We start from the raw sequence: 20,508 nt of genomic DNA, 5'->3' as shown, positions 1-20,508 counted from the left end.
TGGACATGGAAGAGCAAGAGGCCATTCGCGAGCAGGAGGACGACGCCGGGATCCTCACCTGGATCCTCGATGCCCCCGGACGGACGGTGAACCTGCTCGATGCTGCCTTCATCGCCTCGATGACCCGACGGCTGGATGCCCTCGACGAACGCCGGGCCGCGGACCCCGCCTCCGTCGCCGGAATCATCCTCACCTCGGCGAAGAGCAGTTTCTGCGCCAGCGCCGATCTGGAGGCGATGGCCGCGGCGACCGCCGCGGATGCCCGGACGGTGGATGAGCTGGCCCGGGGGTGGGGCCGGTTGCTGCGCCGCCTGGAAACGACCGGGGTCCCCGTCGTGGCCGCACTGAACGGGGCGGCCATCGGCGGCGGCCTGGGGCTGGCCTTGGCCACCCACCACCGCATCGCCGTGGACGCCCCCGGCAACAGGTTCGGTCTGCCCGAAGTCGATTTCGGGATCTGCCCGGGCGCCGGAGGCGTCCTGCGCACCACCCGGCTGCTCGGCATCGAACGCGCCCTGGACGAACTGCTGCTCAGCGGAACCATCGTGGGCGCCCGGGACGGGCTCCAACTGGGCATCATCGACGAGTCGCTCGAGACCGAGGAACACCTGCTGCCGGCAGCACGACGGTGGATCCGGGAGCATCCCGTGGCGCGCCAGCCCTGGGACGCCGAGGGCTACGTCTTTCCCGACGGGGCACCGCAGGTTCCCACCGGACCCGGCCGGAACGCGTTGACCGAGATCCTGCAGTTCCTGCCCGCCCGACTGCGCGGCCGCCCGGACGCGCTGCACAACCCGGCGCCACGCGCCATCCTCGCCGCCGCCGTGGAAGGGGCACAGGTCGACGTGGAGACAGCCACCGCCATCGAGGCCCGCTACTACACGCAGACCGTCGTTTCGCCGGTCTCCACGGCGATGATCGGCCTGCGGCACACCGACCGCAAGGCGGCCGGACGCCAGGCCATCGACGCGACCACCGGTGCCGTTCCCGATGCGGTGACCTCCGCCGCTGCCCAGACTCCTGCCGCCGCGGGAACCGCTGCGGTGGCGGACGACGAAGTCGGCGAGGATGCGCGGATGAGCGCCCCGGAAATGGCCCGGCGGATGGGAGCGGACCTCCTGGCGGCCGCCCGGGACACCGCACGGGACCTGGTGGTCGGGGGGATGTCAGCCATCTCCGTTGAACGGGCCGCCGAGAAGGCGGGGCTGGCGTCCCCGCTGTTCCAGGCCGTGGTCGAAAGCCTGCAGGAGCCGCCCCGCCGGGACGCCATCGCCCCGGCCCCCGAAGGAGGGCAGGAGGCCCCCGGGCTGTCCACCGATCCGGCCCAGACACGCCTGCTCTCGGCGATGGCCCGGGCCGGACGCAAACACCTGGAGGACCAGGGGCCGGCGATGGCCGCAGCACTGAACATCGCCTCGGTAGATGGTGCCGGATTCCCGGCGTGGACCGGTGGAATCACCCGCTGGCGTGAGGCCTAGAACTCCAGTGACGCCTCGTCGCTGACCGAGAGCGACAACACGGCTGTTTCGATGCCTTCATGGGCTTCGAGCTCACGTTCGAGCCGGCGCATCTGCCGGGCCACGTCCTCCTCCGGATCGTTTCCCACCAGATCCACTTCGGCGACCAGAAAAAGCCGGTCCGGTCCGATGTATTCCAGATGCAGGTAGGTGACCCGCTCGATTTCCCGATGCCGCTGCAGGGCCCGGCCGACCCGCGCCCGGATTTCCGGGGTGGAACTGGCGCCGATCAGGAACAACCGGTTCCTGTCGATGAGCACCAACGCCACGACGGCCAGCAGCACGCCGATGACGATCGAGCCGGCCGCATCCCATCGGGCATCGCCGGTGACCTGGTGGAGGTAGATGCCGGTGCCGGCGGCGAGGAGACCGATCAGGGCGGCGAAGTCCTCCGCCACCACGGCCCGCAGGGTCGTATTGGAGGTCCGCAGCACCAGCTCGAACGTCGAGGTGCCCTGCGCTTGGGCCTTGCGCCGGGCCTGCACCACGGCCTGGGTGAAGGAGGTGCCCTCGATCAGGAAGGCCAGCCCCAGGATGAGGAAGGCGATCCCGGGGGACTCCACGGGGGCCGGGTTGCTGAGTTCCTGGAGCCCGTGCATGATCGAGAAGACGGCGCCGGCGGTGAAGATCCCCACGGCGGCGAACATCGACCAGACGTAGGCTTCCCGCCCGAAACCCAGCGGGTGCCTTGAGTCCTTCGGGCGGGCCGAACGCCGGTCGGCGATGAGCAGGAAGATCTCGTTTCCCGCATCGGCCCAGGAGTGGGCGGCCTCCGCGACCATGGAGGCCGAGCCGGTCACCACGGCAGCCACCGACTTCGCGATCGCCACCAGGATGTTGGCGATGAACGCGATGACCACGGTCATGTTGGCTTCCCCATGGTGCCAGTCTAGGACCGGGGACCGTGGGCCCGGCTGCGGTGTAGCCTAAGGCCAATGGCGCCAGGGCGGCGCCCCGATAAGGGATGTGGACCATGGCAACTGAGAAGGAACCCGTTCTGGGCGTACTGGGCATATCGCGAAAAGTCGACGAGCATCGCGTCCCCATCCACCCCGCGCACCTGGAACGCATCGATCCGGCATTGCGGGCCCGCATGGTTCTGGAGGAGGGCTACGGGGAGAGGTTCGGATATTCCGACGCCGATCTGACCACCCTGGTTCGCGGGGTATCGAACCGTACCGCTGTCATCGATGCCGCCGATACGGTCCTGCTGGCCAAACCGCAGGCCCGGGACCTCGAGGACCTGCACGAAGGCCAGACGCTCTGGGGGTGGCCGCATTGCGTCCAGGACCGCGAAATGACCCAGCTGGCCATCGACAAGAAGCTGACGCTGATCGCCTTCGAAGCCATGAACCACTGGGCCGGTGACGGCGGGTTCTCCCTGCATGTCTTCCATAAGAACAACGAGCTCGCCGGCTACAGCTCGGTCATCCATTCGATGGCCCTGACCGGGGTCACCGGGGACTACGGGCGCCGGCTCACCGCCGTCGTCATCGGTTTCGGGGCCACCGCCCGGGGTGCGGTCACCGCGCTGAAGGCCCACGGGGTGAGCGACATCCGGGTGCTCACCAACCGCAAGGTCGCCTCGGTGGCGGCGCCGATCCACGCCGCACAGATGATCCAATTCGACCACGACGGCGGCCCCTACCTCTCCGAGGTCATCACCGATGACCGGGGGCGGGTCCCGCTGGCACCGTTCCTGGCCGAAAGCGACATCGTGGTGAACTGCACCTTGCAGGACCCCAACGACCCGTTGCTGTATCTGCGCACGGAGGACCTGGGGGCGTTCGAACCGGGCAGCCTGATCATCGACGTCTCCTGCGACGCGGGAATGGGCTTCGACTGGGCCCGTCCCACCACCTTCGCGGAGCCGATGTTCACCGTTGGAAAGAACATCGACTACTACGCGGTGGACCACAGCCCGTCCTATCTCTGGAACTCGGCCAGCTGGGAGATCAGCGAGGCACTTCTGCCGTTCCTGCCCCTGGTCATGGGCGGTCCGGACGCCTGGGGAAACAGCGAAACCGTCACCCGGGCCATCGAGATCCGGGACGGTGCGGTCGCCAACCCGGCGATCCTCGAATTCCAGCACCGGGCGCTGGGGTACCCGCACGAGCCGGCCTGATCCCACCGGTGCTTGCACCCCGGCGGGGACGGGCCTACGTTGAAGGAAGGAGTCCCCATACCGGGGAAAAGCAGCATCAGCCGGGAGGTCATCATGGCAACATCGGACGGTACGGTCATCATCGGTGGGGGACTCGCGGCATCGCATGCCGCCCAGACCCTGCGCGAGCAGGGGTACTCCGGGAGCATCACCCTGATCGCCGATGAGGCGACCCCGCCCTATGAGCGTCCCCCGCTGTCCAAGGAGTTCCTCCAGGGCAAGCAGGACGCCGAGGCAGGCGTCGAGCACGACGCCGAATGGTACGCCGCGCACGAGGTGAACCTGGTGCTCGGTGGGCACGCCTCCGAGATCGACCGTCAACGTCATGTGGTGCGGCTGGATTCGGGGGATGAGTTCCCCTATGGCCAGTTGCTGTTGGCCACCGGCGCCGATTCGCGTCACCTCGACCTGCCCGGGACCGATCTGCCCGGGGTGATGATGTTGCGCCGGCTGGGCGATGCGCAGATTCTCAAGGACGCCCTGGCCGCCGGAGGGCGCCTCGCCGTCGTCGGGGCCGGCTGGATCGGCCTCGAAGTCGCCGCCAGCGCCCGGCAGGCCGGGATGGAAGTGACCGTGGTCGCCCCGAACAACACGCCGCTGGAAAACGTCATGGGCGAAAAGATCGGCGCACACTTCGCGGAGGTGCACCGCAGCAACGGGGTCCAGCTGCGCCTGGGCACCCAGGTGAAGGGCATCATCGAACGGGACGGACGGGCCGCCGGCCTGGACACCTCGGACGGCGAGGTGCCGGCCGACGTCGTGCTCATTGCCATCGGCGCCGTCCCGGCCACCTCCCTGGCGGAGGCCGCCGGGCTCGAAACCGACAACGGGGTGCTGGTGGACGCGTCGTTGCGCACCAGCGATCCCGATATCCTCGCCGCCGGGGACCTCGCCAACGCGGTGAACACCAAATTGGGCCGGCTGCGGGTCGAGCACTGGGACAACGCCATCCGGCAAGGTGAACTCGCGGCCAAGACCATCCTGAAGCATGCGGACCGCTACGACTGGCTGCCCTACTTCTTCACCGACCAGTTCGATCTGGGCATGGAATACGTCGGGCATGCCGGGCCCGGTGCCCAGGCCGTCGTCCGGGGGAGCCTGGACTCGGGGGAGTTCATTGCCTTCTGGCTCGAGGAAGGCGTCGTTACGGCGGCCATGAACGTGAACATCTGGGATGTCAACGACACCCTGCGTTCCATCGTGGGCCGCACGGTGGCTGAGGAGCGGCTGGCCGACACCGGGGTGGAACTGGCCGACCTCTGAGCCCCGGGGCGGGGCTCCGCGTCGTCGATGGTGCGGGAATGGAACGGGGTCCATAGACTGTTGTGGTCGATACGCGCCACGGACGGCAAAGAGGCACCTGGCCGGTCACCCTCCACCGCAGAACCCCGAAGGTAGGAACCGCCGCATGACCCACCCGCCACATAACACCATGCTTACCGGGCGTCCCCTGTTCATTGCCATGGTCTCGCTGGCGTTGGGCGGATTCGGCATCGGCACCACCGAGTTCGCCATCATGGGCCTGCTCCAGGAGGGGGCAACGGACCTCGGTGTCGGCAACGCCGACATGGGGCTGATGATTTCCGCCTACGCCCTCGGCGTCGTGGTCGGGGCCCCGCTGCTGACCGCCCTGGGGGCCCGGGTGGCGCATAAGACGATGGTGTCCTGGCTGATGGTGTTCTTCACCCTCGCCAACTTCTCCTCGTTCTTGGCCCCGACCTACGATTCGATGCTGGTGACCCGCTTCCTCTCCGGGCTGCCCCACGGGGCCTACTTCGGACTCGCCGCCATCCTCGCCGGGAACCTGGTCCCCGCCACCATGCGTGGCCGGGCGATCGCCTGGGTCATGATGGGCCTGTCGGTGGCCAACGTCCTCGGGGTGCCCGCGGTGACCTGGCTGGGTCAGCAGCTGGGGTGGCGGTGGATGTTCGCCTCGGTGGCCCTGGTCGGTGTCCTGACGTTGATCTGCATCCGCCTCTGGGTCCCCTACAACCCGATCCATGAGGGGGCGAGCATCCGCCGGGAACTGTCCGCGTTGCGCAGCGGACGGGTCTGGTTGGCGATGGCCACCGGCATCGTCGGCTTCGGGGGCTTCTTCGCCGTCTACTCCTACATCTCACCGACCCTGACCGATGTCACCGGTCTGGAAAAAGGGGCCGTCCCGCTGGTCCTGAGCCTCTACGGGATCGGGATGGTCCTGGGGAACCTGCTGGGTGGGAGGCTGGCCGACTGGTCGGTCCATGGCAGCATCTACATCGCCACCTCGGCCATGGTCGTGTTCATGAGCGCCTTCGGGGTCCTCTCGCCCTACCCGGTGCCCGCCCTGATCCTGGTCTTCATCCTAGGCGGTACCGGCTCCATCCTGGTGCCGAGCCTGCAGGCCCTGCTCATGGATTCGGCGCCGAAGGCCCAATCGTTGGCGGCCTCGTTGAACCACTCGGCGCTGAATGTCGCCAACGCCCTCGGTGCGGCCCTGGGTGCCGTGGTGATCAAACTCGGCTTCGGCTACCAGGCCCCGGCCTTCCTGGGGGCAGGCCTGGCCCTGCTGGGTCTGTGCCTGGCACTGCTGACCGCCCGGGTCTTCAAGGTCCGGGCGGCCGCCGAGGCGGCCGCGGCGCAAATCCCGGCCGCCGGGCCCAACTAGACCCCAGGGGGCATCAGTTCGCCCGCGCCCGTGACCAGGACTCGATCTCCTCCAGGCTGCGTCCCTTGGTCTCGGGAACGAGCTTGACGGCGAAGAGCCAGCCCAGCGCACAGATGAGGGCATAGAGCCAGAAGGTCCACGACTTGCCGAGCGCGTCGAACAGGGACAGGAAGGTCAGCGACACCACGAAGTTCATGCCCCAGTTGCACATCAGGGTGGCGCTCATGGCCGAGCCGCGGATCCGCTGCGGGTAGACCTCGGAGGGCAGCACGAAGACGACGATGCCGACGCTGGCGCCGAAGGCGGCGATGTAGACGGCCAGACACACCATGGCGATCCACCCGGCCGAGGGGTCCAGGCTGTCGCCGTGGAGCACGAAGCCGAGGACGAGGAGCGTGATGCTCATGACGGCGAATCCGCTCATCAGCAGGATGCGACGCCCGATCCTGTCCACCAGGGACATGCCGACGATGGTCATGACGACGTTCACGGCCCCGATGCCCACGGTGCCCAGGATGGCGGTGGAGGCTCCGAGCCCGGTGGAGTTGAAGATCGTCGGGGCGTAGTAGATGACGCTGTTGATGCCGCTGGCCTGGCCGAAGATGGACACGCCTATGCCGGCGATCAGCGCCGGCCGGACCCACGGAGTGGTGAGGTCGCGCAGTGTGGACTTGGGTTCGAGGTCCTCGTGCAGGGACCGGTGGATCTCCTGGAACTCGGTATCGGCCGTCTGCGGGTCCCGGAGCCGGCCCAATACGGTGCGGGCCTCCTCGGTCCGCCCCTTCTCGAAGAGCCACCGGGGGGTCTCCGGCAGGAAGAGCATCCCCACGCCCAACACGATCGCCGGAATCACGCCCAGACCGAACATCCACCGCCATCCGCCGTCGTAGGCGAACAGTGCGTTGGTCAGGTAGGCAGCCAGGATGCCGATGGTGATGAGCAGCTGGTTGGCCGAAACCAGCCGACCGCGGATCGCCGGGGGTGCTGCTTCGGCGATGAAGAGCGGAACCAGCACCGACGCGGCCCCGACCGCCAGACCCAGGACCAGGCGGGCGACGACCAGTAGTTCCGCCGTGGGGGCGAAGGCCGCCAACAGTGCACCAATCGTGAAGACGGTTGCCGCGGCGATGATGGTGTTCTTCCGTCCATGACGGTCCGCGAGGGGCCCGCATCCCACGGCGCCGATGATCGCCCCGACGAGGATGGAACTGACGACCACGCCTTCGGTGAGCGGTGTCAGGGAGAAGTCGTCGTTGATGAACAGCAGGGCCCCGGAGATCACCCCGGTGTCGTAGCCGAAGAGGAAACCCCCGACCGCTGCGATGGCACTGACCGCGTAGACCAGTTTGGGCGATTTCGGGGCAGGGTTCGTGCGGTCCCGGGATTCTGTGCGCATGGCGGCTTTCTTGAGAGGCGGTCGGGACGCGGGCCGTGGGGCTGCCACGGCAGGCGAAGCACCTGGACGAGGTGGCCTGGTCCACCGTTTTCAGCCTACTGGTCCTGGTCCCCTCCGGAACAGCCAGCACCCTCCGGGGCCGGAAGGCGGCCCGGGGCCTAGCCGTGGGCGGCCGTGATGTTGAACATCCAGTTGATGCCGAACCCATCGGTCAGTTGTCCGAAGGAATCGCCCCAGGGGGCTTCTTCCAGTGCCATGGTGATGGTGGCGTCGGCGGCGAGCCGGTCCCACCAGCCGCGCAGGGTGTCCCCGTCGCCGCCCTCGGACCCGTCCGAACTCAGCGAGATGGTCCCGTTCGGGGTGGGATCGCATCCCGGGCCCGGATCACTGGCCATCAGGTGGATGCCCCGTTCGAGGAACAACGAGGAGTGCATGACTTTTTGGCTCTGTTCCGGATCCTTTTCGCCCATGCCCTCGGCGAAGGTCAGCACGCTCAGCTCGCCGCCGAAAACTGATTTGTAGAATTCCATGGCTTCACGGGCATTGCCGCCGAAGCTCAGGTAGGGGGTCATTCCGATGCTCATGGTGGTGCCCTTCGTCCGGGGGAACGGACACGGTGGTGTCCTCCACCCATCCTGCTGCCGCAGCGCGGGCTTGTGAAGGGGAGGGGCGCTCCTGCCGGTGGCGCTCCCGCGTGGGAGGCCCCGATTGGCGCATCACGGGGCCGGTGCTGTAGATTATTGAATCGTCCCGGACGTCGGAAGCCGACGGTGGGGACGACCTGCGGGGGTATGGCGCAGTTGGTAGCGCGTCTGCATGGCATGCAGAAGGTCAGGGGTTCGAATCCCCTTACCTCCACCACAGGAAAAGGGCTTCCCGGTTCATTGGAATCGGGAAGCCCTTTTTGTCTTTCCCGGGTTAGTGGCCTTCACCCTCGCGCTCGGCGTAGGGCAGGATGCTGGAGCCGTCGCCCATCGCGGAACGGGTGATGACTCCCAGCGAGCCGTCCTGTTGCAGGACCACTGCCTGGACGTCCGCCAGGGACCCCTGCCCCGATTGCCGGGCAGCGGTGTGCACATCGGCTTCCGTCAACCGGTGGCGGCGCAACGCCCGGTGCTGCAGTTCCTCGTTGTAGTAGAGCAGCACCGGGGGTGAGTCCAGGACACGGCGCATGACGTTCCAGCGCGCCCGGAGACCTGCCAGGGCCCACTGCACCCCGACGAGCAGCACCAGTGCTGCCACCGCCTGGGCGAGACTGACATCGACCGCCGTGACGGTGCGGCCGAAGGTGGACCCCAGGGTGACGGCGATGACGAAGTCCAACGGCGTCATTTTCGCCATGGTGCGCGGCCCGGTCCCCCGGAGCAGGATCACCAGCACGAGATAGCCGACGATGCCGATGAGCAGGGTATGTATGACCGGCTCCCAGCCGGTCCAGAAGTAACTCAAGTCCATTCGGACATTCTGGCATGGGGGTGGGGGATACTGTCGATATGAGGATACTGATCGTAGGCGCCGGGGCCACCGGTGGTGCTTTTGGTGCACGACTGCTGGAAGCAGGCCGTGACGTCACCTATCTGGTCCGGGCCGCCCGGGCCGAAGAACTCCGCCGCGGGGGGCTGCGGTTCATGGCCCCGGACGGTGACCGGGTCCTGCCCGTCCAGGTCATCACGGCCGGTCAGTCCGCCGGGGAATTCGATCTGGTCCTGCTGGCCGTGAAGGCCACCGGCCTCGACGCCGCCCTGGACGACGCGGCCCCGTTCATCGGCACCGGGACCACCGTCGTCCCCTTCCTCAACGGGATGCGCCATATCGACCTGATCCGGTCCCTGCCGGCCGGAATCCCGCTGGGCGGGTTGGTGAAGATCATTGCCGCATTGGGCGAGGAGGGTTCCGTGCGGCAAATGACGGACCTGGCCACCATGACCATCGGCACCTTCGACGGCAGTGCCGTGCCTGCACGGATCTCCGACACGCTGCGGGTCCCCGGGCTGGAGCTCTTCGAAACGAACGACGTGCTGCAGGCGCTCTGGGACAAGTGGGTGTTCATTGCCGCCGCCGGGGTCGTCACCTGCCTGTTCCGCAACAGTGTCGGCAACATCCTCGCCGCCGGGGGGCGGGCCCATATCGATGCCGCGATCGCCGAAACCGAGGCCGTCGCCGCGGCGGCCGGGCATCGCACGCAGACGGCCAGCCACGACCAGGCCGTCGGTCTGCTCACCGATCCCGGTTCGGCGTTCGTTTCCTCGCTCTACCGTGATGTGGTCTCCGGACACGCCACGGAGGCCGAACACATCCTGGGGGACCTCCAGGTGCGGGCCCGCGCCGTGGAGGTGGACACTCCGCTGGTGGATCTGACGTTGGTGCAGCTCCGGGCCGGCGGGCGGGCCGCGGCCGCACCGGCACCCTGAGGAGGGGTCAGGCCGGGGCGTCGGGACGCGTGGTCCGCAGCACCAGTGACTGCCGGCGCTGATGCACCGTGAGGTAGCGCAGCCCGCCCGGCCCGGCCGCGAATGACCGCCGGGACCGGCGGGGCAACCAGACCAGCGACCCGGGGGAGAGCGGGACGTCCCCGCGTTCGGTGCCCAGGGTGCCCTCGCCGCCCAGGACGTGGATGAGTACATCGAGTTCGGGGCCGGCGTAGGCGTCGATGGAGCCTCCAGGCTCCAGGGAGATGATGTTCGAGTCGAGGTCGCGTTCGCGGGCCGGAATGTTCCACACCGCTCCCGAGACCCCGGGTTCGCCCGTTCGCCCGGCCACGGCCCGGGTGTCGAGTAGCAACCGAGGCAGCGGGGTGCTGGCCATTTTCGTGAGGCGGATACGCCACCGTCCGGGGCCGGAGGCCAGCTGCTCCCACTCGTGGCTGCCCGGGTGTTCGGACTCGAACTCGTGGCGCAGGTCGTGCGGGTCGCGGTCGTCGACCAGAAGAAGGGACGCCTCGACCGGCAGCTGCGCATACCGTTCCAGGACGTGCCGGTGGCGCTCGGGGGCATCCAGTTCCCGCAGGTCCAGTTCCTGCGTGGTTCCGGGAGGATCGGTGTTGGTCATCGGTGGTCTCCTTGATTTCGGGGGAACTGGTGACTCCACGGTAGGCCGTGGCCGTTCCTAGAGCTTCCTGGCCCAGTCCACCACCGGGGCCACCGTGGAAAAGACCACCGAGGTGTCCTGGTGGGATTGCTCCTGGAAGAAGGAGATGCTGGGGCGCTCGGCCGGACGGAACAGCTTCCGGTAGTGTTCCGCCGGCCGGTTTCCGCCGAGGACCACGACGGCGCTATGGCGTTCGGGGGCGAGCGCGCGGGCCAGGGCCAGGCCATGCAGGCGGCCGAAGAGTGGCGGCCCGACCAGGACCAGCCCGTCGTAGAAGACGACGTCGTTGGCCGCGGCGTCACGCACCTGGATCTGTTCGGCCAGGTTCCCCGCACCGCGCAGGGCATTCTCCAGTGCCTGGGCATAGGCGCGGCTGGGGCCGTGGCGGCCGTAGTAGACAATGGCGACGGTACGCATGGTGCCTCCTCGGGCGTCAGAACAACGGGGGCTGGTCCTCGGCCGACGGCAGGACGCCCTCGAGCCGGAGCAGGAAGAGTTTGCGGTCGACCCCTCCGCCATAGCCGGTCATCGACCCATCGGCGCCGATGACGCGATGACAGGGGACGATGATCGACAGCGGGTTACGTCCGTTGGCGGTACCGACGGCGCGGGACAAATGAGGGTCACCGAGTGCGGCGGCCAGATCCCCGTAGCTGCGCGTCGTCCCATGGTCGATGGTGCGCAGCAGGGCCCAGACCCGCTGCTGGAAGTCGGTGCCGGAGGGATCCAGGGTCACGTCGAAACGGGTTCGGGTGCCGGCGAAGTATTCGCCGAGTTCGTCGATGCCCTGCCCGATGATCGGGCAGGGCGCGGAATCGGAGACCTCGGTGCCTTCCGGCGGCCCCGCGGGCTGGTGGGCATGGTCTTCCATGTGGACGCCGGCCAACCCCTTCCCGGTGGCGGAGAGCCGGATCCGACCGATCGGTGAGTCCATGTACGCGTAGCGGAGCATGGCGGACTAACCGGTGATGGCCGCGAGTGCGCCATCGAGTTCGGGATAGGTGAAGGCGAACCCGGCCCGGGGCAGCCGGTTCGACGTCGCATGCCGTCCGGTCAGACCCAGGGCGGGGTCGGTGCGGAGGGCGGCCGCGCCGAGTTTGAGCATCGGTTCCGGGGTGGCCAGTGAGAAACGTTTCAACGGGCCCGGCGCCAGCACGGATCTCAGTGCCGCCATGAACCCGGCATTGCGGACCGGAGCCGGGGAAGCGGCGATCACGACCCCTTCATCCAGATCGATCCCGGGCTCCAGTCCGAGGCCGGCCCGCACGATGCGCAGCCAATCGGTCAGATGGATCCAGCTGACCCATTGGACGCCCGAGCCGACCGGGCCGCCCAGTCCGGTGCGGGCGAGCAGGGACAACCGGTCGAAGGCAGGACTCTCCTGTTCCAGGACGACGCCGGTGCGCAGGATGGTGGACCGGAGGGCCCGGGCGCCGTTCAGTGCCTCCTCCCAGGGCCGGGCGACACCGGTCATCTGCGGCAGGGCGGCCGTGGCCTCGGGCAAGGGGGAGTCCTCGGTGAGCCGTTCATCACCGGCATCGGAGTAGATGGCGGTCGTGCTGGCCTGGACCCAGTGGTCCAGCGGGACCTCGTGTTTCCGGCTGGCCTGGACGAGTGCGCGGGTGGCATCGACCCGCGAGTCGCGCAGTTCGGCGATGTTCTCTGCCGTGGGGCGGGCATCCACCAGCCGTCCGGCCAAGTTGACCAGGCTGACGCTGCCCTCGGCAGGGTCCAGTTCGGTGGTCCAGGCGCCCTGGCTGTGCCCATCCCAACGGACTTGGCGGAACGGAGAGACGGGGTCGGGACTCCGCGTGAGGATCACGGGGTCCAGGCCGTGGCAGAGGAGATCTGCGGCCAACCGGATGCCGAGGAAGCCGCTGCCGCCGGCAATGACGATCCGGTGGGACGGATCCGGGGTTCCGCCGGCCAATCGGTAGAGCCGGGCACAATTCTCCGCGAAGTGCGAGGCCAGCGGCTTGGCGTTCGACTCGGTGAACAGCCAGGACCCGTGGCCTTCGATGGCGACCCGTTGGGTCAGCAGGGTCCCGGCTGGATGCTCGGCGATCTCCCAATGCACCAGCAGGCCACCACCGGGCTGCGGCTGGCGCCAGGCAAAGGAGACCCCCGCCTGGTTGCGTGTGACCACCGCATCCGGTGCCGTCCGCGAATGCACCGCGCCCAGCAACGGGGGATTCGGGGTGAAGGCCAGCCGGCTGCCCGGAACCAGGGCGCCGTCGTGGGCGGGGACCAGGGACCTGACCGCGGGGTTCCAGTCGGGCAGGCGGGCGGGATCGGAGATGATGCGCCAGACATCGTCCGGCGCCAGGGCGAGCACATGCTCTTGCGTGCGGTTCCAGGCCATGGTTTCAGCTTAGCCGCGAACCACCGGACAAACAGGGGCCATGAAAAGGGGCGTTAACGCGTGAGGTGGCCACCCCGTGCGGGATGGCCACCTTCGTCGGTGTTGCCGCTATGGCCTAGGCCTTGCGGCGCCCTGTGATGAAGCCCCAGATGACCAGAACGATCAACGAACCGATGATGGCCCAGATCCAGGAAACGATGCTGAAGAATTGGCCTGTATTAGCGTTGAACAACTCGCCGCCGATCCAACCACCCAGCATGGCGCCGATGACGCCGAGGATGAGGGTGGCGATCCAGCCGCCTCCCTGCCTACCGGGCAGGATCGCCTTCGCGATGGCACCGGCAATCAGTCCAAGAAGTAGAAAAGCCAGGAAATGCAGCACGATATTCCTCCTTTACGTTCCCACGTGGCGTGGGCGGTTTGCCCCGGGGACATGCTGTCTCCGGGGTACGTATCGAAATATTAGCAGCAAGAATTGACAAAAATCGCTCTGGACCAGATTTGTCGTCACATCGCGTCCGTGAGGTCCGCCACGAGCCGTCCACCCCCTCGGGAAAGACGACGGCGGCATGCCACCGGCATCCCGGAATCCGGGACGCTGGTGGCATGCCGCCGTCGGCGGTCGCCTGCTTCTACTTGGTGGAGGCCTGGCGGGGCTTTGCTGCCACCTGGCCCTCCATGGCGGAGAACTCCTCGTCGATGAGTTCGTTGGGCTTCGCCGTCATCTTCGAGACGACGACGGCAACGACGACGTTGAGGATGAACGCCGGGATGATCTCGTACAGGTTCTCCGTCAACACGGGGGTCTTGCCCCAGATGAACACGGTGGCCGCGGCGACGATCATGCCGCTCAAGGCGCCGGTGCTCGTCAGCTTGCGCCAGTACAGGCTCAGCAGCACCAGCGGGCCGAAGGCCGCGCCGAAGCCGGCCCAGGCGAAGGCCACCAGATCCAGCACGCTGGCCTCGCGGTCCAGGGCGATGAGGAAGGCGATCACGGCGATCACCAGCACGCCGGCCCGGCCCAGTGCGACCTGCTTCTTGGGCGTCGATTCCCGGCCGACGATGTTGTAGAGGTCCTCCACCAAGGCGGAGGAGGAGACGATGAGCTGCGAGGAGATCGTGGACATGACCGCCGCCAGCACCGCCGCCAGCACCAGGCCGGCGAGGAAGGGGTGGAAGAAGATCTGGCTCAACAGCAGGAAGACCGTCTCCGGGTCGGTGATTTCCTTGGCCGGGTCGTCGGCGAAGTAGGCGATGCCGACCAGGGCGGTGGCCACGGCGCCGAGGGCCGAGATGGCCATCCAGCTGACGCCGATCCGGCGGCCGGCCTTGGCGTCGGCGGGGCTCCGCAGTGCCATGAACCGGACGATGATGTGCGGCTGGCCGAAGTAGCCCAGGCCCCAGGCCGCGGCGGAAATGATGCCCAGCAGCCAGAGCCCGGTCGGCTCCACACCGAATCCATCGAAGAGGTTCAGTGCGCCGGGCTGGGCCGCCTTGATGCCGTCGACCGTGGCACCGATGCCGCCGGTGGCGATCACGCCCACGATCGGCACGGTGATCAGGGCAACGAACATCAGCAGCCCCTGGGCGACATCGGTCAGGGTAGCGCCGATGAAGCCGCCGAAGAGCGTGTAGCCCAGGGTGATCACGGCCACGGTGACCATGCCGATGGTGTAGTTCCAGCCGAAGGAGCTCTCGAAGAACTTGCCTGCGGCGACCATGCCGGAGGAGACATAGAAGGTGAAGAAGACCAGGATGATCGCCGAGGCGGCGATGCGCAGCACGTGCGAATTATCCTTGAGCCGCTTCTCGAAGAAGCTGGGAATCGTGATCGCGTTCTGCGAGATCTCCGTGTAGGAGCGCAGGCGCGGGGCGACGAACTTCCAGTTCAACCATGCGCCGACGGTCAGGCCGATGGCGATCCAGGCTTCGATCAGCCCGGAGGCGTAGATGGCACCGGGAAGGCCCAGCAGCAGCCAGCCGGACATGTCGGAGGCGCCGGCGGAGAGTGCGGCGACCCCGGGGCGGAGTCCGCGGCCCGCGAGCATGTAGTCGTCGAGGTCGGAGGTTTGGCGGTAGGCGTAGTAGCCGATCCCGAGCATTGCGGCGAGATATATGACGATGGCCACAAGCTGGAATGCTTGTTCAGACATGGTGTTCCTCGTTTGGCTGGAAGGTGGAATGTGCGTCCGAGGAGTCCCCGGAAAGGTACGTCCGGCCAGCTGTCAACCTTTGTCAACCACCGGGCGATGCGAGTGTGTGCTTCTCAGAGTAGGGCATTGTCAATGATCTGTGTGATTGGCGTCACGGGGGTGTTATCTTTCCGTGACCACATGGGGGGTGTTCCGGGCCAAGGAGTCCGCCTGGTCCTCCAGGGCTTTGCGGACCGCGGCGATGGCCGGGTTCTGGGTGCTGGATTCCCGGGCGGCGGTGAAGGTCGTCCGCCAGGGGCGTGAGGGGACTTCGAGGCGTCGCAGCCGCGGTTCACGGTGGGCCCAGACCAGATCAGGTAGCAGGGCCACCGCCTGCCCGGACTCCACGAGGGCGATATGTGCCTGCAGATCGGCCGATTCGTATCTGACATCCGGTTCGAAGCCCGCGGTCCGGCAAAGCTGCTCGGCCCAGTGCCGCGAGGCGGTGCCGCGCGGTTCCATGACCCAGGGCAGGGTGGCGGCCTGCTCCAGGGCATCGACCGCCGAGGGGCCGGTCGCCTCGGCCGCCACCCCCAACCGGATGGAGTCCAGTGCCAGCGGTTGCCGGTCCAGCCCGTGGTAGTGGGTGGCCGCATGGCCCGGATACTGTTCGGCGACCACCAGGTCGAAATCGCGGGCCCAGGTCTCATGCAGTGCCGTTTCCGGTTCGTGTTGGGTCATTTCCACGCGAATTCCCGGATGGTCGGTGCGCAAGGCCTCCAGTGCGGCTGGCATCAGGGCCAGTACGGCACTTTGGAACATGGCCAGCCGCACGGTCCCCGAGATCGCCGGCAGGGTGCTGGACAGGGCGGCTTCGGCGCGTTCCAGCGCCGCGAGCAACTCGGTGGTGTGTGCAACCAGGACCTGCGCCTGCGGGGTGAGGGCCAACATCCGACCGCTACGGCGCAGGAGTGCCACCCCGGCTTCCTTCTCGAGCAGGGACAACTGTTGTGAGACAGCCGACGGACTGTAATTCAGCGCCGCGGCGACCCCGGATACCGTGCCGCGGATGCTCAATTCCCGTAAAAGGCGCAGCCTCCTGACCTCCAGCATGGTGACCCCTTTCACGATTCATCGTCGATTCACTTCCGCTTAACATCATCCTTCACTATTCGTCGCTTTTCCTTAACTCATGGGCGTTGGATACTTACTTCGTGGGGGACTCTGCCCCATGTCGCGCAGGCCGGTTCCCCACCGGTCGTTTTCTGCTAGGAGCATCACTGACGTGACCACTACTTCTCCTTCCGTCGGGACGGACCCCATTTCCCCTCGGGACCTGGCCGACGACGCCATTGCCCTGGTCCGCCACTGGCTGACCGAAGGTTCCAAACAACCCGTCGATGCCTCGGCCCGCCAACTGGCCGGAGTGCTGAAGGATCCGCAGGGTCTGGACTTCACCGTCGGCTTCGTCGACGGGGTGATCCGCCCGGAGGACCTGCATGTCGCCGCCCGGAACCTGCGGGCACTGGCCCCGAAGGTCCCCTCCTTCCTGCCCTGGTACATGCGTTCCGCCGTCGCCCTCGGAGGGGCCATGGCCCCCGCCCTGCCCGGGGTCGTGATCCCCGTCGCCCGTCGCGTCCTGCGCCAGATGGTCGGCCACCTGATCGTCGATGCCACCGATGCCAAACTCGGTCCGGCCATCGAGAAGATCCAGCAGGAGGACGTGCGGCTGAACATCAACCTGCTCGGCGAGGCCATCCTCGGCGAGAAGGAGGCCGGTCGCCGGCTGGCGGGCATCTCCCGGCTCCTGCGCCGCCCCGACGTGGACTACGTGTCCGTGAAGGTCTCCTCCAGCGTCGCCCCGCACAACCACTGGGACTTCGACACGGCCGTCGGGAACATCGTGGAGCAGCTGACCCCGCTCTACCGGCAGGCCCGCGATTCCTCCCCGCGCAAGTTCATCAACCTGGACATGGAGGAATACAAGGACCTCGACCTGACCATGGCCGTCTTCAAACGGCTCATGGCCCTGCCCGAGTTCAAGGACGTCGAAGCCGGCATCGTGCTGCAGGCGTACCTGCCGGACGCCCTGCCGGCGATGATCGAACTCCAGGAGTTCGCTGCCGAACGCGTCGGCTCCGGCGGCGCACCGGTGAAGGTCCGCCTGGTCAAGGGCGCCAACCTGCCCATGGAGATCATGGAAGCCGACATCCACGGCTGGCCGGCCGCGACCTGGCATTCCAAACAGGCCACGGATACCTCCTATAAGGCAGTGATCGACTACGCACTGCGTCCCGAGCGCACCGCCAACGTGCACCTGGGCATCGCCGGGCACAACCTCTTCGACGTCGCCCTGGCCCACCTGCTGGCGAAGGCCCGCGGGATCTCCGAAGGCATCGACTTCGAGATGCTGTTGGGCATGGCCACCGGCCAGGCAGCGGCCGTGAAGGCCGACGTCGGCTCCCTGCTGCTCTACACCCCGGTGGTCCACCCCGGGGAATTCGACGTGGCGATCTCCTACCTCATCCGCCGGCTCGAAGAAGGGGCCAGCCAGGAGAACTTCATGTCGGCCGTCTTCGAACTGCACGAGAACGAAGCCCTCTTCGAACGCGAGACGGACCGGTTCCGGGCCTCCCTGGAGGACCTGAGCGATGTCGTCCCCACCCCGAACCGCATCCAGGACCGCGGCAGCTACGACACCGAAGCAGCCGCCGCGGAGGTCGCCGAATACGCCTCGGGGGAACGGAAGTTCTCCAACACCCCCGACACCGACCCCGATCTGGCCGGGAACCGGGCCTGGGCCAACGACATCCTGGCCAGTGTCCCGCAGAGCACACTGGGGCGCGAGACCATCGAATCCCATCTGCTGAACACCACCGACGAGGTCGACGCCGTCATCGCGGCCACCCACGCGGCAGCGGAATCCTGGGGCGGGCTCAGCGGTGCCGAGCGTGCCGCGGTCCTGCACCACGCCGGCGAACGGCTCGCCGCCCATCGCGGTGAACTACTTGAGGTCATGGCCTCCGAATGCGGCAAGACCCTGGACCAGGGCGACCCGGAAGTCTCCGAAGCCATCGACTTCGCCCACTTCTATGCCGAATCCGCCCGCGCGTTGGACACCGTCGACGGGGCCACGTTCGTCCCCTCACGGCTGACCGTGGTGACCCCTCCGTGGAACTTCCCGGTGGCCATCCCCGCCGGTTCCACCCTCTCGGCACTGGCCGCCGGCTCCGGCGTCGTCATCAAACCGGCCAAGCAGGCGGCGCGCTCCGGGGCCATCATGGTCCAGGCCATCTGGGAGGCGTTGGACGCGGCCGGGATCGGTCGCGAACTGCTCTCCTTCGTCCAGCTCTCCGAACGCGATCTGGGCACCCGGCTGGTCTCGCATCCCAGCGTCGACCGGCTGATCCTCACCGGTGGGTATGAAACCGCCGAACTGTTCCGTTCCTTCCGCGAGGACCTGCCGTTGCTGGCGGAGACCTCGGGCAAGAACGCGCTCATCGTGACGGCCTCGGCCGACCTGGATCTGGCGGCCCGCGACGTCGCGGCCTCCGCCTTCGGCCACGCCGGACAGAAGTGCTCGGCTGCCTCGTTGGTGATCATGGTCGGCGCGGTCGCCAAGTCGCCGCGCTTCCACAGCCAGCTCATCGACGCCGTCCGTTCACTACAGGTCGGCTACCCGGACGACGCCGGAACCCAGATGGGCCCGGTCATCGAACCGGCGCAGGGCAAGCTGCTGCGCGGGCTGACCACCCTGGGGGCCGGTGAACGCTGGGTGCTGGAACCGCGCCAACTCGACGACACCGGCCAACTGTGGAGCCCGGGGGTGCGCACCGGGGTGCAGCGTGGCTCCGAATACCACCTGACCGAGTACTTCGGCCCGATCCTGGGGGTCATGACCGCCGAGACCCTCGAAGAAGCCGTCGAAATGGTCAACGACATCGAGTACGGACTCACCACCGGGCTCCACTCGCTGGACCCCGATGAGCTGGAGTACTGGCTGGACAACGTCAAGGCCGGCAACCTCTACGTCAACCGCGGCATCACCGGGGCGATCGTGCGCCGGCAGCCGTTCGGGGGCTGGAAGAAGTCGGCCGTCGGCGCCGGGACCAAGGCCGGTGGGCCGAACTACCTGGTCGGCATGGGCTCCTGGGCCGACGCCCCGGTCAGCGCCGAGGCCGAAGCCGCGGCCGAATCCCATGCGGCCGTCTCCCACGCCACCGTGCGCACCGCGACGGGGACCGACACCTCGGCCACCTCGAACGCGGAGGTCGCCGGAGGCAGCGACATCCTCGGGGTCGTCGCAGCCGAGGCCGGTCCCGCGACGGGCAACGCCATCGCCGCCGAGGACTTCCTCTGGCTGCAGACCGCCCGGGCGACCGACTACCACCAGGTGGTCAAGGAGTTCGGGGCCGTCAAGGACGTCTCCATGCTGCAGGCCGAACGCAACCTCTTCCGCTATCGTCCGGTCCCGGTGACCGTGCGCTACGAGGAGGGCACCTCCGGCCACGGGATGGCCGAACTGTTGCGGGTGGTGGCTGCCGGGCTCCGCGCCCATAAGGCCACCTCCAGCGCCGGGGCCAGCGGACGGATCGGCACCACCGAACGCCCGGGGGCGGGGATCAGTGTCAGCGTCACCACCGAACTGCCGGCCCGCGTGCTGGCGGCACTGCGTTCCGAGGGCGTCGAGGTGGCGGTCGAGGACGACCGGATGTGGAAGGGACACGTCGAGCGTCTGGCACGCCGGACCGGCCCCGATTCCGGAACCCGGATCCGCTACATCGGCGCCTCGTCGCGGGCCACCTACGCCGCGGCACAGGGCAAACCCGACGTCGCGATCTACGACCACCCGGTCGTGGCCGCGGGGCGGGTCGAGATGCTCCCGTTCCTGCGTGAACAGGCGATCTCGATCACGGCCCACCGTTTCGGTACGCCCGACCACCTCAGCGACGCGATCATCTAGATCCGCAGCGTGTCCAACGACGCCGGCCCGGGGTTCCGACCCCGGGCCGGCGTCGTTCGTCTGTGTGGCATCATCGGTGGAGTCAACTACCCTCCCATCACGAAAGCCGCCCGCCCATGAGCGAAGAAACCCCGGGCTCCTCCGCGGCCCTGGTCCAGGTCATTGTCCTGCTCGTGGACCGCGAAAGCCCGGCCCCCGAGCCCGATGGCCTCGCCGCCGTGGCGCTGGCCTCGGTGATGGCCC

General features: G+C 67.9%; 17 protein-coding genes and 1 tRNA gene. 7 read left to right on the top strand and 11 right to left on the bottom strand.

What is annotated here, in order from left to right; genetic code table 11:
- Window positions 1–5 precede the first annotated feature (5 nt).
- Window positions 6–1,478, top strand: coding sequence for an enoyl-CoA hydratase/isomerase family protein (locus ACT3UE_RS00090; protein WP_444566064.1), 1,473 nt, complete (start codon window positions 6–8; stop codon window positions 1,476–1,478).
- Here ACT3UE_RS00090 and ACT3UE_RS00085 read toward each other — a convergent pair.
- On the bottom strand, window positions 1,475–2,383 hold the full coding sequence (locus ACT3UE_RS00085) for a cation diffusion facilitator family transporter (protein ID WP_444553836.1): 909 nt from the start codon (window positions 2,381–2,383) through the stop codon (window positions 1,475–1,477). The two genes, ACT3UE_RS00090 and ACT3UE_RS00085, sit on opposite strands and share 4 nt — an antisense overlap.
- Window positions 2,384–2,490: 107 nt before the next feature.
- On the opposite strand from ACT3UE_RS00085, the gene ACT3UE_RS00080 reads away from it, so the two are divergent.
- The 3 genes from ACT3UE_RS00080 to ACT3UE_RS00070 all read left to right on the top strand — a co-directional run bounded on the left by ACT3UE_RS00080 (window position 2,491) and on the right by ACT3UE_RS00070 (window position 6,325).
- Complete coding sequence (locus tag ACT3UE_RS00080) at window positions 2,491–3,642, top strand: N(5)-(carboxyethyl)ornithine synthase (RefSeq protein WP_444561150.1); 1,152 nt, start codon at window positions 2,491–2,493, stop codon at window positions 3,640–3,642.
- A gap of 93 nt (window positions 3,643–3,735) precedes the next feature.
- On the top strand, window positions 3,736–4,944 hold the full coding sequence (locus tag ACT3UE_RS00075; RefSeq protein ID WP_444561151.1) for an NAD(P)/FAD-dependent oxidoreductase: 1,209 nt from the start codon (window positions 3,736–3,738) through the stop codon (window positions 4,942–4,944).
- Window positions 4,945–5,089: 145 nt separating this feature from the next.
- Window positions 5,090–6,325 (top strand): MFS transporter, encoded by a 1,236-nt coding sequence (locus ACT3UE_RS00070; protein ID WP_444553833.1) that lies wholly within the window; start codon window positions 5,090–5,092, stop codon window positions 6,323–6,325.
- Between the two features lie 13 nt (window positions 6,326–6,338).
- On the opposite strand, the gene ACT3UE_RS00065 is transcribed toward ACT3UE_RS00070, so the two are convergent.
- Window positions 6,339–7,721 (bottom strand): sugar porter family MFS transporter, encoded by a 1,383-nt coding sequence (locus ACT3UE_RS00065; protein WP_444553832.1) that lies wholly within the window; start codon window positions 7,719–7,721, stop codon window positions 6,339–6,341.
- A gap of 158 nt (window positions 7,722–7,879) precedes the next feature.
- Window positions 7,880–8,305 (bottom strand): VOC family protein, encoded by a 426-nt coding sequence (locus ACT3UE_RS00060; protein WP_444553831.1) that lies wholly within the window; start codon window positions 8,303–8,305, stop codon window positions 7,880–7,882.
- Between the two features lie 201 nt (window positions 8,306–8,506).
- On the opposite strand from ACT3UE_RS00060, the gene ACT3UE_RS00055 reads away from it, so the two are divergent.
- Window positions 8,507–8,582 (top strand) — tRNA-Ala (locus ACT3UE_RS00055).
- A 57-nt stretch (window positions 8,583–8,639) separates the two neighbouring features.
- Here ACT3UE_RS00055 and ACT3UE_RS00050 read toward each other — a convergent pair.
- Window positions 8,640–9,176, bottom strand: a complete 537-nt coding sequence (locus tag ACT3UE_RS00050) for a DUF421 domain-containing protein (RefSeq protein WP_444553830.1) — start codon at window positions 9,174–9,176, stop codon at window positions 8,640–8,642.
- 38 nt (window positions 9,177–9,214) lie between these two features.
- Between ACT3UE_RS00050 and ACT3UE_RS00045 the strand changes: the two genes are divergently transcribed.
- Window positions 9,215–10,132: a 2-dehydropantoate 2-reductase gene (locus ACT3UE_RS00045; protein ID WP_444553829.1), complete on the top strand. Its 918-nt coding sequence runs from the start codon at window positions 9,215–9,217 to the stop codon at window positions 10,130–10,132.
- Window positions 10,133–10,139: 7 nt separating this feature from the next.
- Here ACT3UE_RS00045 and ACT3UE_RS00040 read toward each other — a convergent pair whose 3' ends face one another.
- From ACT3UE_RS00040 to ACT3UE_RS00010, 7 genes are all read right to left on the bottom strand, one after another.
- Window positions 10,140–10,769: a DUF2249 domain-containing protein gene (locus tag ACT3UE_RS00040; RefSeq protein WP_444553828.1), complete on the bottom strand. Its 630-nt coding sequence runs from the start codon at window positions 10,767–10,769 to the stop codon at window positions 10,140–10,142.
- A 57-nt stretch (window positions 10,770–10,826) separates the two neighbouring features.
- Window positions 10,827–11,225 carry a hypothetical protein gene (locus tag ACT3UE_RS00035; RefSeq protein WP_444566063.1) on the bottom strand — a complete coding sequence of 133 codons (399 nt, stop codon included), beginning with the start codon at window positions 11,223–11,225 and terminating at the stop codon, window positions 10,827–10,829.
- 16 nt (window positions 11,226–11,241) lie between these two features.
- Window positions 11,242–11,760 carry a methylated-DNA--[protein]-cysteine S-methyltransferase gene (locus tag ACT3UE_RS00030; protein WP_444553826.1) on the bottom strand — a complete coding sequence of 173 codons (519 nt, stop codon included), beginning with the start codon at window positions 11,758–11,760 and terminating at the stop codon, window positions 11,242–11,244.
- A gap of 6 nt (window positions 11,761–11,766) precedes the next feature.
- The gene (locus tag ACT3UE_RS00025) at window positions 11,767–13,170 is read right to left on the bottom strand and encodes a DUF1731 domain-containing protein (protein WP_444553825.1); all 1,404 of its coding nucleotides are present in this window, start codon (window positions 13,168–13,170) and stop codon (window positions 11,767–11,769) included.
- 115 nt (window positions 13,171–13,285) lie between these two features.
- A complete protein-coding gene (locus ACT3UE_RS00020; protein WP_444553919.1) occupies window positions 13,286–13,549 on the bottom strand; it encodes a GlsB/YeaQ/YmgE family stress response membrane protein in 264 nt (87 codons plus the stop codon).
- Between the two features lie 253 nt (window positions 13,550–13,802).
- Window positions 13,803–15,323, bottom strand: coding sequence for a sodium/proline symporter PutP (putP, locus tag ACT3UE_RS00015; protein WP_444553824.1), 1,521 nt, complete (start codon window positions 15,321–15,323; stop codon window positions 13,803–13,805).
- A gap of 162 nt (window positions 15,324–15,485) precedes the next feature.
- The gene (locus tag ACT3UE_RS00010; protein ID WP_444553823.1) at window positions 15,486–16,415 is read right to left on the bottom strand and encodes a LysR family transcriptional regulator; all 930 of its coding nucleotides are present in this window, start codon (window positions 16,413–16,415) and stop codon (window positions 15,486–15,488) included.
- Between the two features lie 118 nt (window positions 16,416–16,533).
- Here ACT3UE_RS00010 and ACT3UE_RS00005 point away from each other — a divergent pair, with 118 nt between their 5' ends.
- The gene (locus tag ACT3UE_RS00005; RefSeq protein WP_444566062.1) at window positions 16,534–20,265 is read left to right on the top strand and encodes a proline dehydrogenase family protein; all 3,732 of its coding nucleotides are present in this window, start codon (window positions 16,534–16,536) and stop codon (window positions 20,263–20,265) included.
- Window positions 20,266–20,508 lie beyond the last annotated feature (243 nt).

This window comes from Arthrobacter sp. 179 (assembly GCF_052379645.1).
Taxonomy (GTDB): domain Bacteria; phylum Actinomycetota; class Actinomycetes; order Actinomycetales; family Micrococcaceae; genus Arthrobacter_H.
This window is presented reverse-complemented; position numbering and strand designations above follow the sequence as displayed.

Coding starts and splice junctions, on each gene's coding strand:
- ACT3UE_RS00035 (WP_444566063.1), bottom strand. CDS start 11,225: ATGCGTACCGTCGCCATTGTCTACTACGGCCGCCACGGCCCCAGCCGC.
- ACT3UE_RS00045 (WP_444553829.1), top strand. CDS start 9,215: ATGAGGATACTGATCGTAGGCGCCGGGGCCACCGGTGGTGCTTTTGGT.
- ACT3UE_RS00025 (WP_444553825.1), bottom strand. CDS start 13,170: ATGGCCTGGAACCGCACGCAAGAGCATGTGCTCGCCCTGGCGCCGGAC.
- ACT3UE_RS00050 (WP_444553830.1), bottom strand. CDS start 9,176: ATGGACTTGAGTTACTTCTGGACCGGCTGGGAGCCGGTCATACATACC.
- ACT3UE_RS00030 (WP_444553826.1), bottom strand. CDS start 11,760: ATGCTCCGCTACGCGTACATGGACTCACCGATCGGTCGGATCCGGCTC.
- ACT3UE_RS00040 (WP_444553828.1), bottom strand. CDS start 10,769: ATGACCAACACCGATCCTCCCGGAACCACGCAGGAACTGGACCTGCGG.
- ACT3UE_RS00085 (WP_444553836.1), bottom strand. CDS start 2,383: ATGACCGTGGTCATCGCGTTCATCGCCAACATCCTGGTGGCGATCGCG.
- ACT3UE_RS00070 (WP_444553833.1), top strand. CDS start 5,090: ATGACCCACCCGCCACATAACACCATGCTTACCGGGCGTCCCCTGTTC.
- ACT3UE_RS00005 (WP_444566062.1), top strand. CDS start 16,534: ATGTCGCGCAGGCCGGTTCCCCACCGGTCGTTTTCTGCTAGGAGCATC.
- ACT3UE_RS00065 (WP_444553832.1), bottom strand. CDS start 7,721: ATGCGCACAGAATCCCGGGACCGCACGAACCCTGCCCCGAAATCGCCC.
- ACT3UE_RS00090 (WP_444566064.1), top strand. CDS start 6: ATGGAAGAGCAAGAGGCCATTCGCGAGCAGGAGGACGACGCCGGGATC.
- ACT3UE_RS00080 (WP_444561150.1), top strand. CDS start 2,491: ATGGCAACTGAGAAGGAACCCGTTCTGGGCGTACTGGGCATATCGCGA.
- ACT3UE_RS00075 (WP_444561151.1), top strand. CDS start 3,736: ATGGCAACATCGGACGGTACGGTCATCATCGGTGGGGGACTCGCGGCA.
- ACT3UE_RS00010 (WP_444553823.1), bottom strand. CDS start 16,415: ATGCTGGAGGTCAGGAGGCTGCGCCTTTTACGGGAATTGAGCATCCGC.
- ACT3UE_RS00060 (WP_444553831.1), bottom strand. CDS start 8,305: ATGAGCATCGGAATGACCCCCTACCTGAGCTTCGGCGGCAATGCCCGT.
- putP (WP_444553824.1), bottom strand. CDS start 15,323: ATGTCTGAACAAGCATTCCAGCTTGTGGCCATCGTCATATATCTCGCC.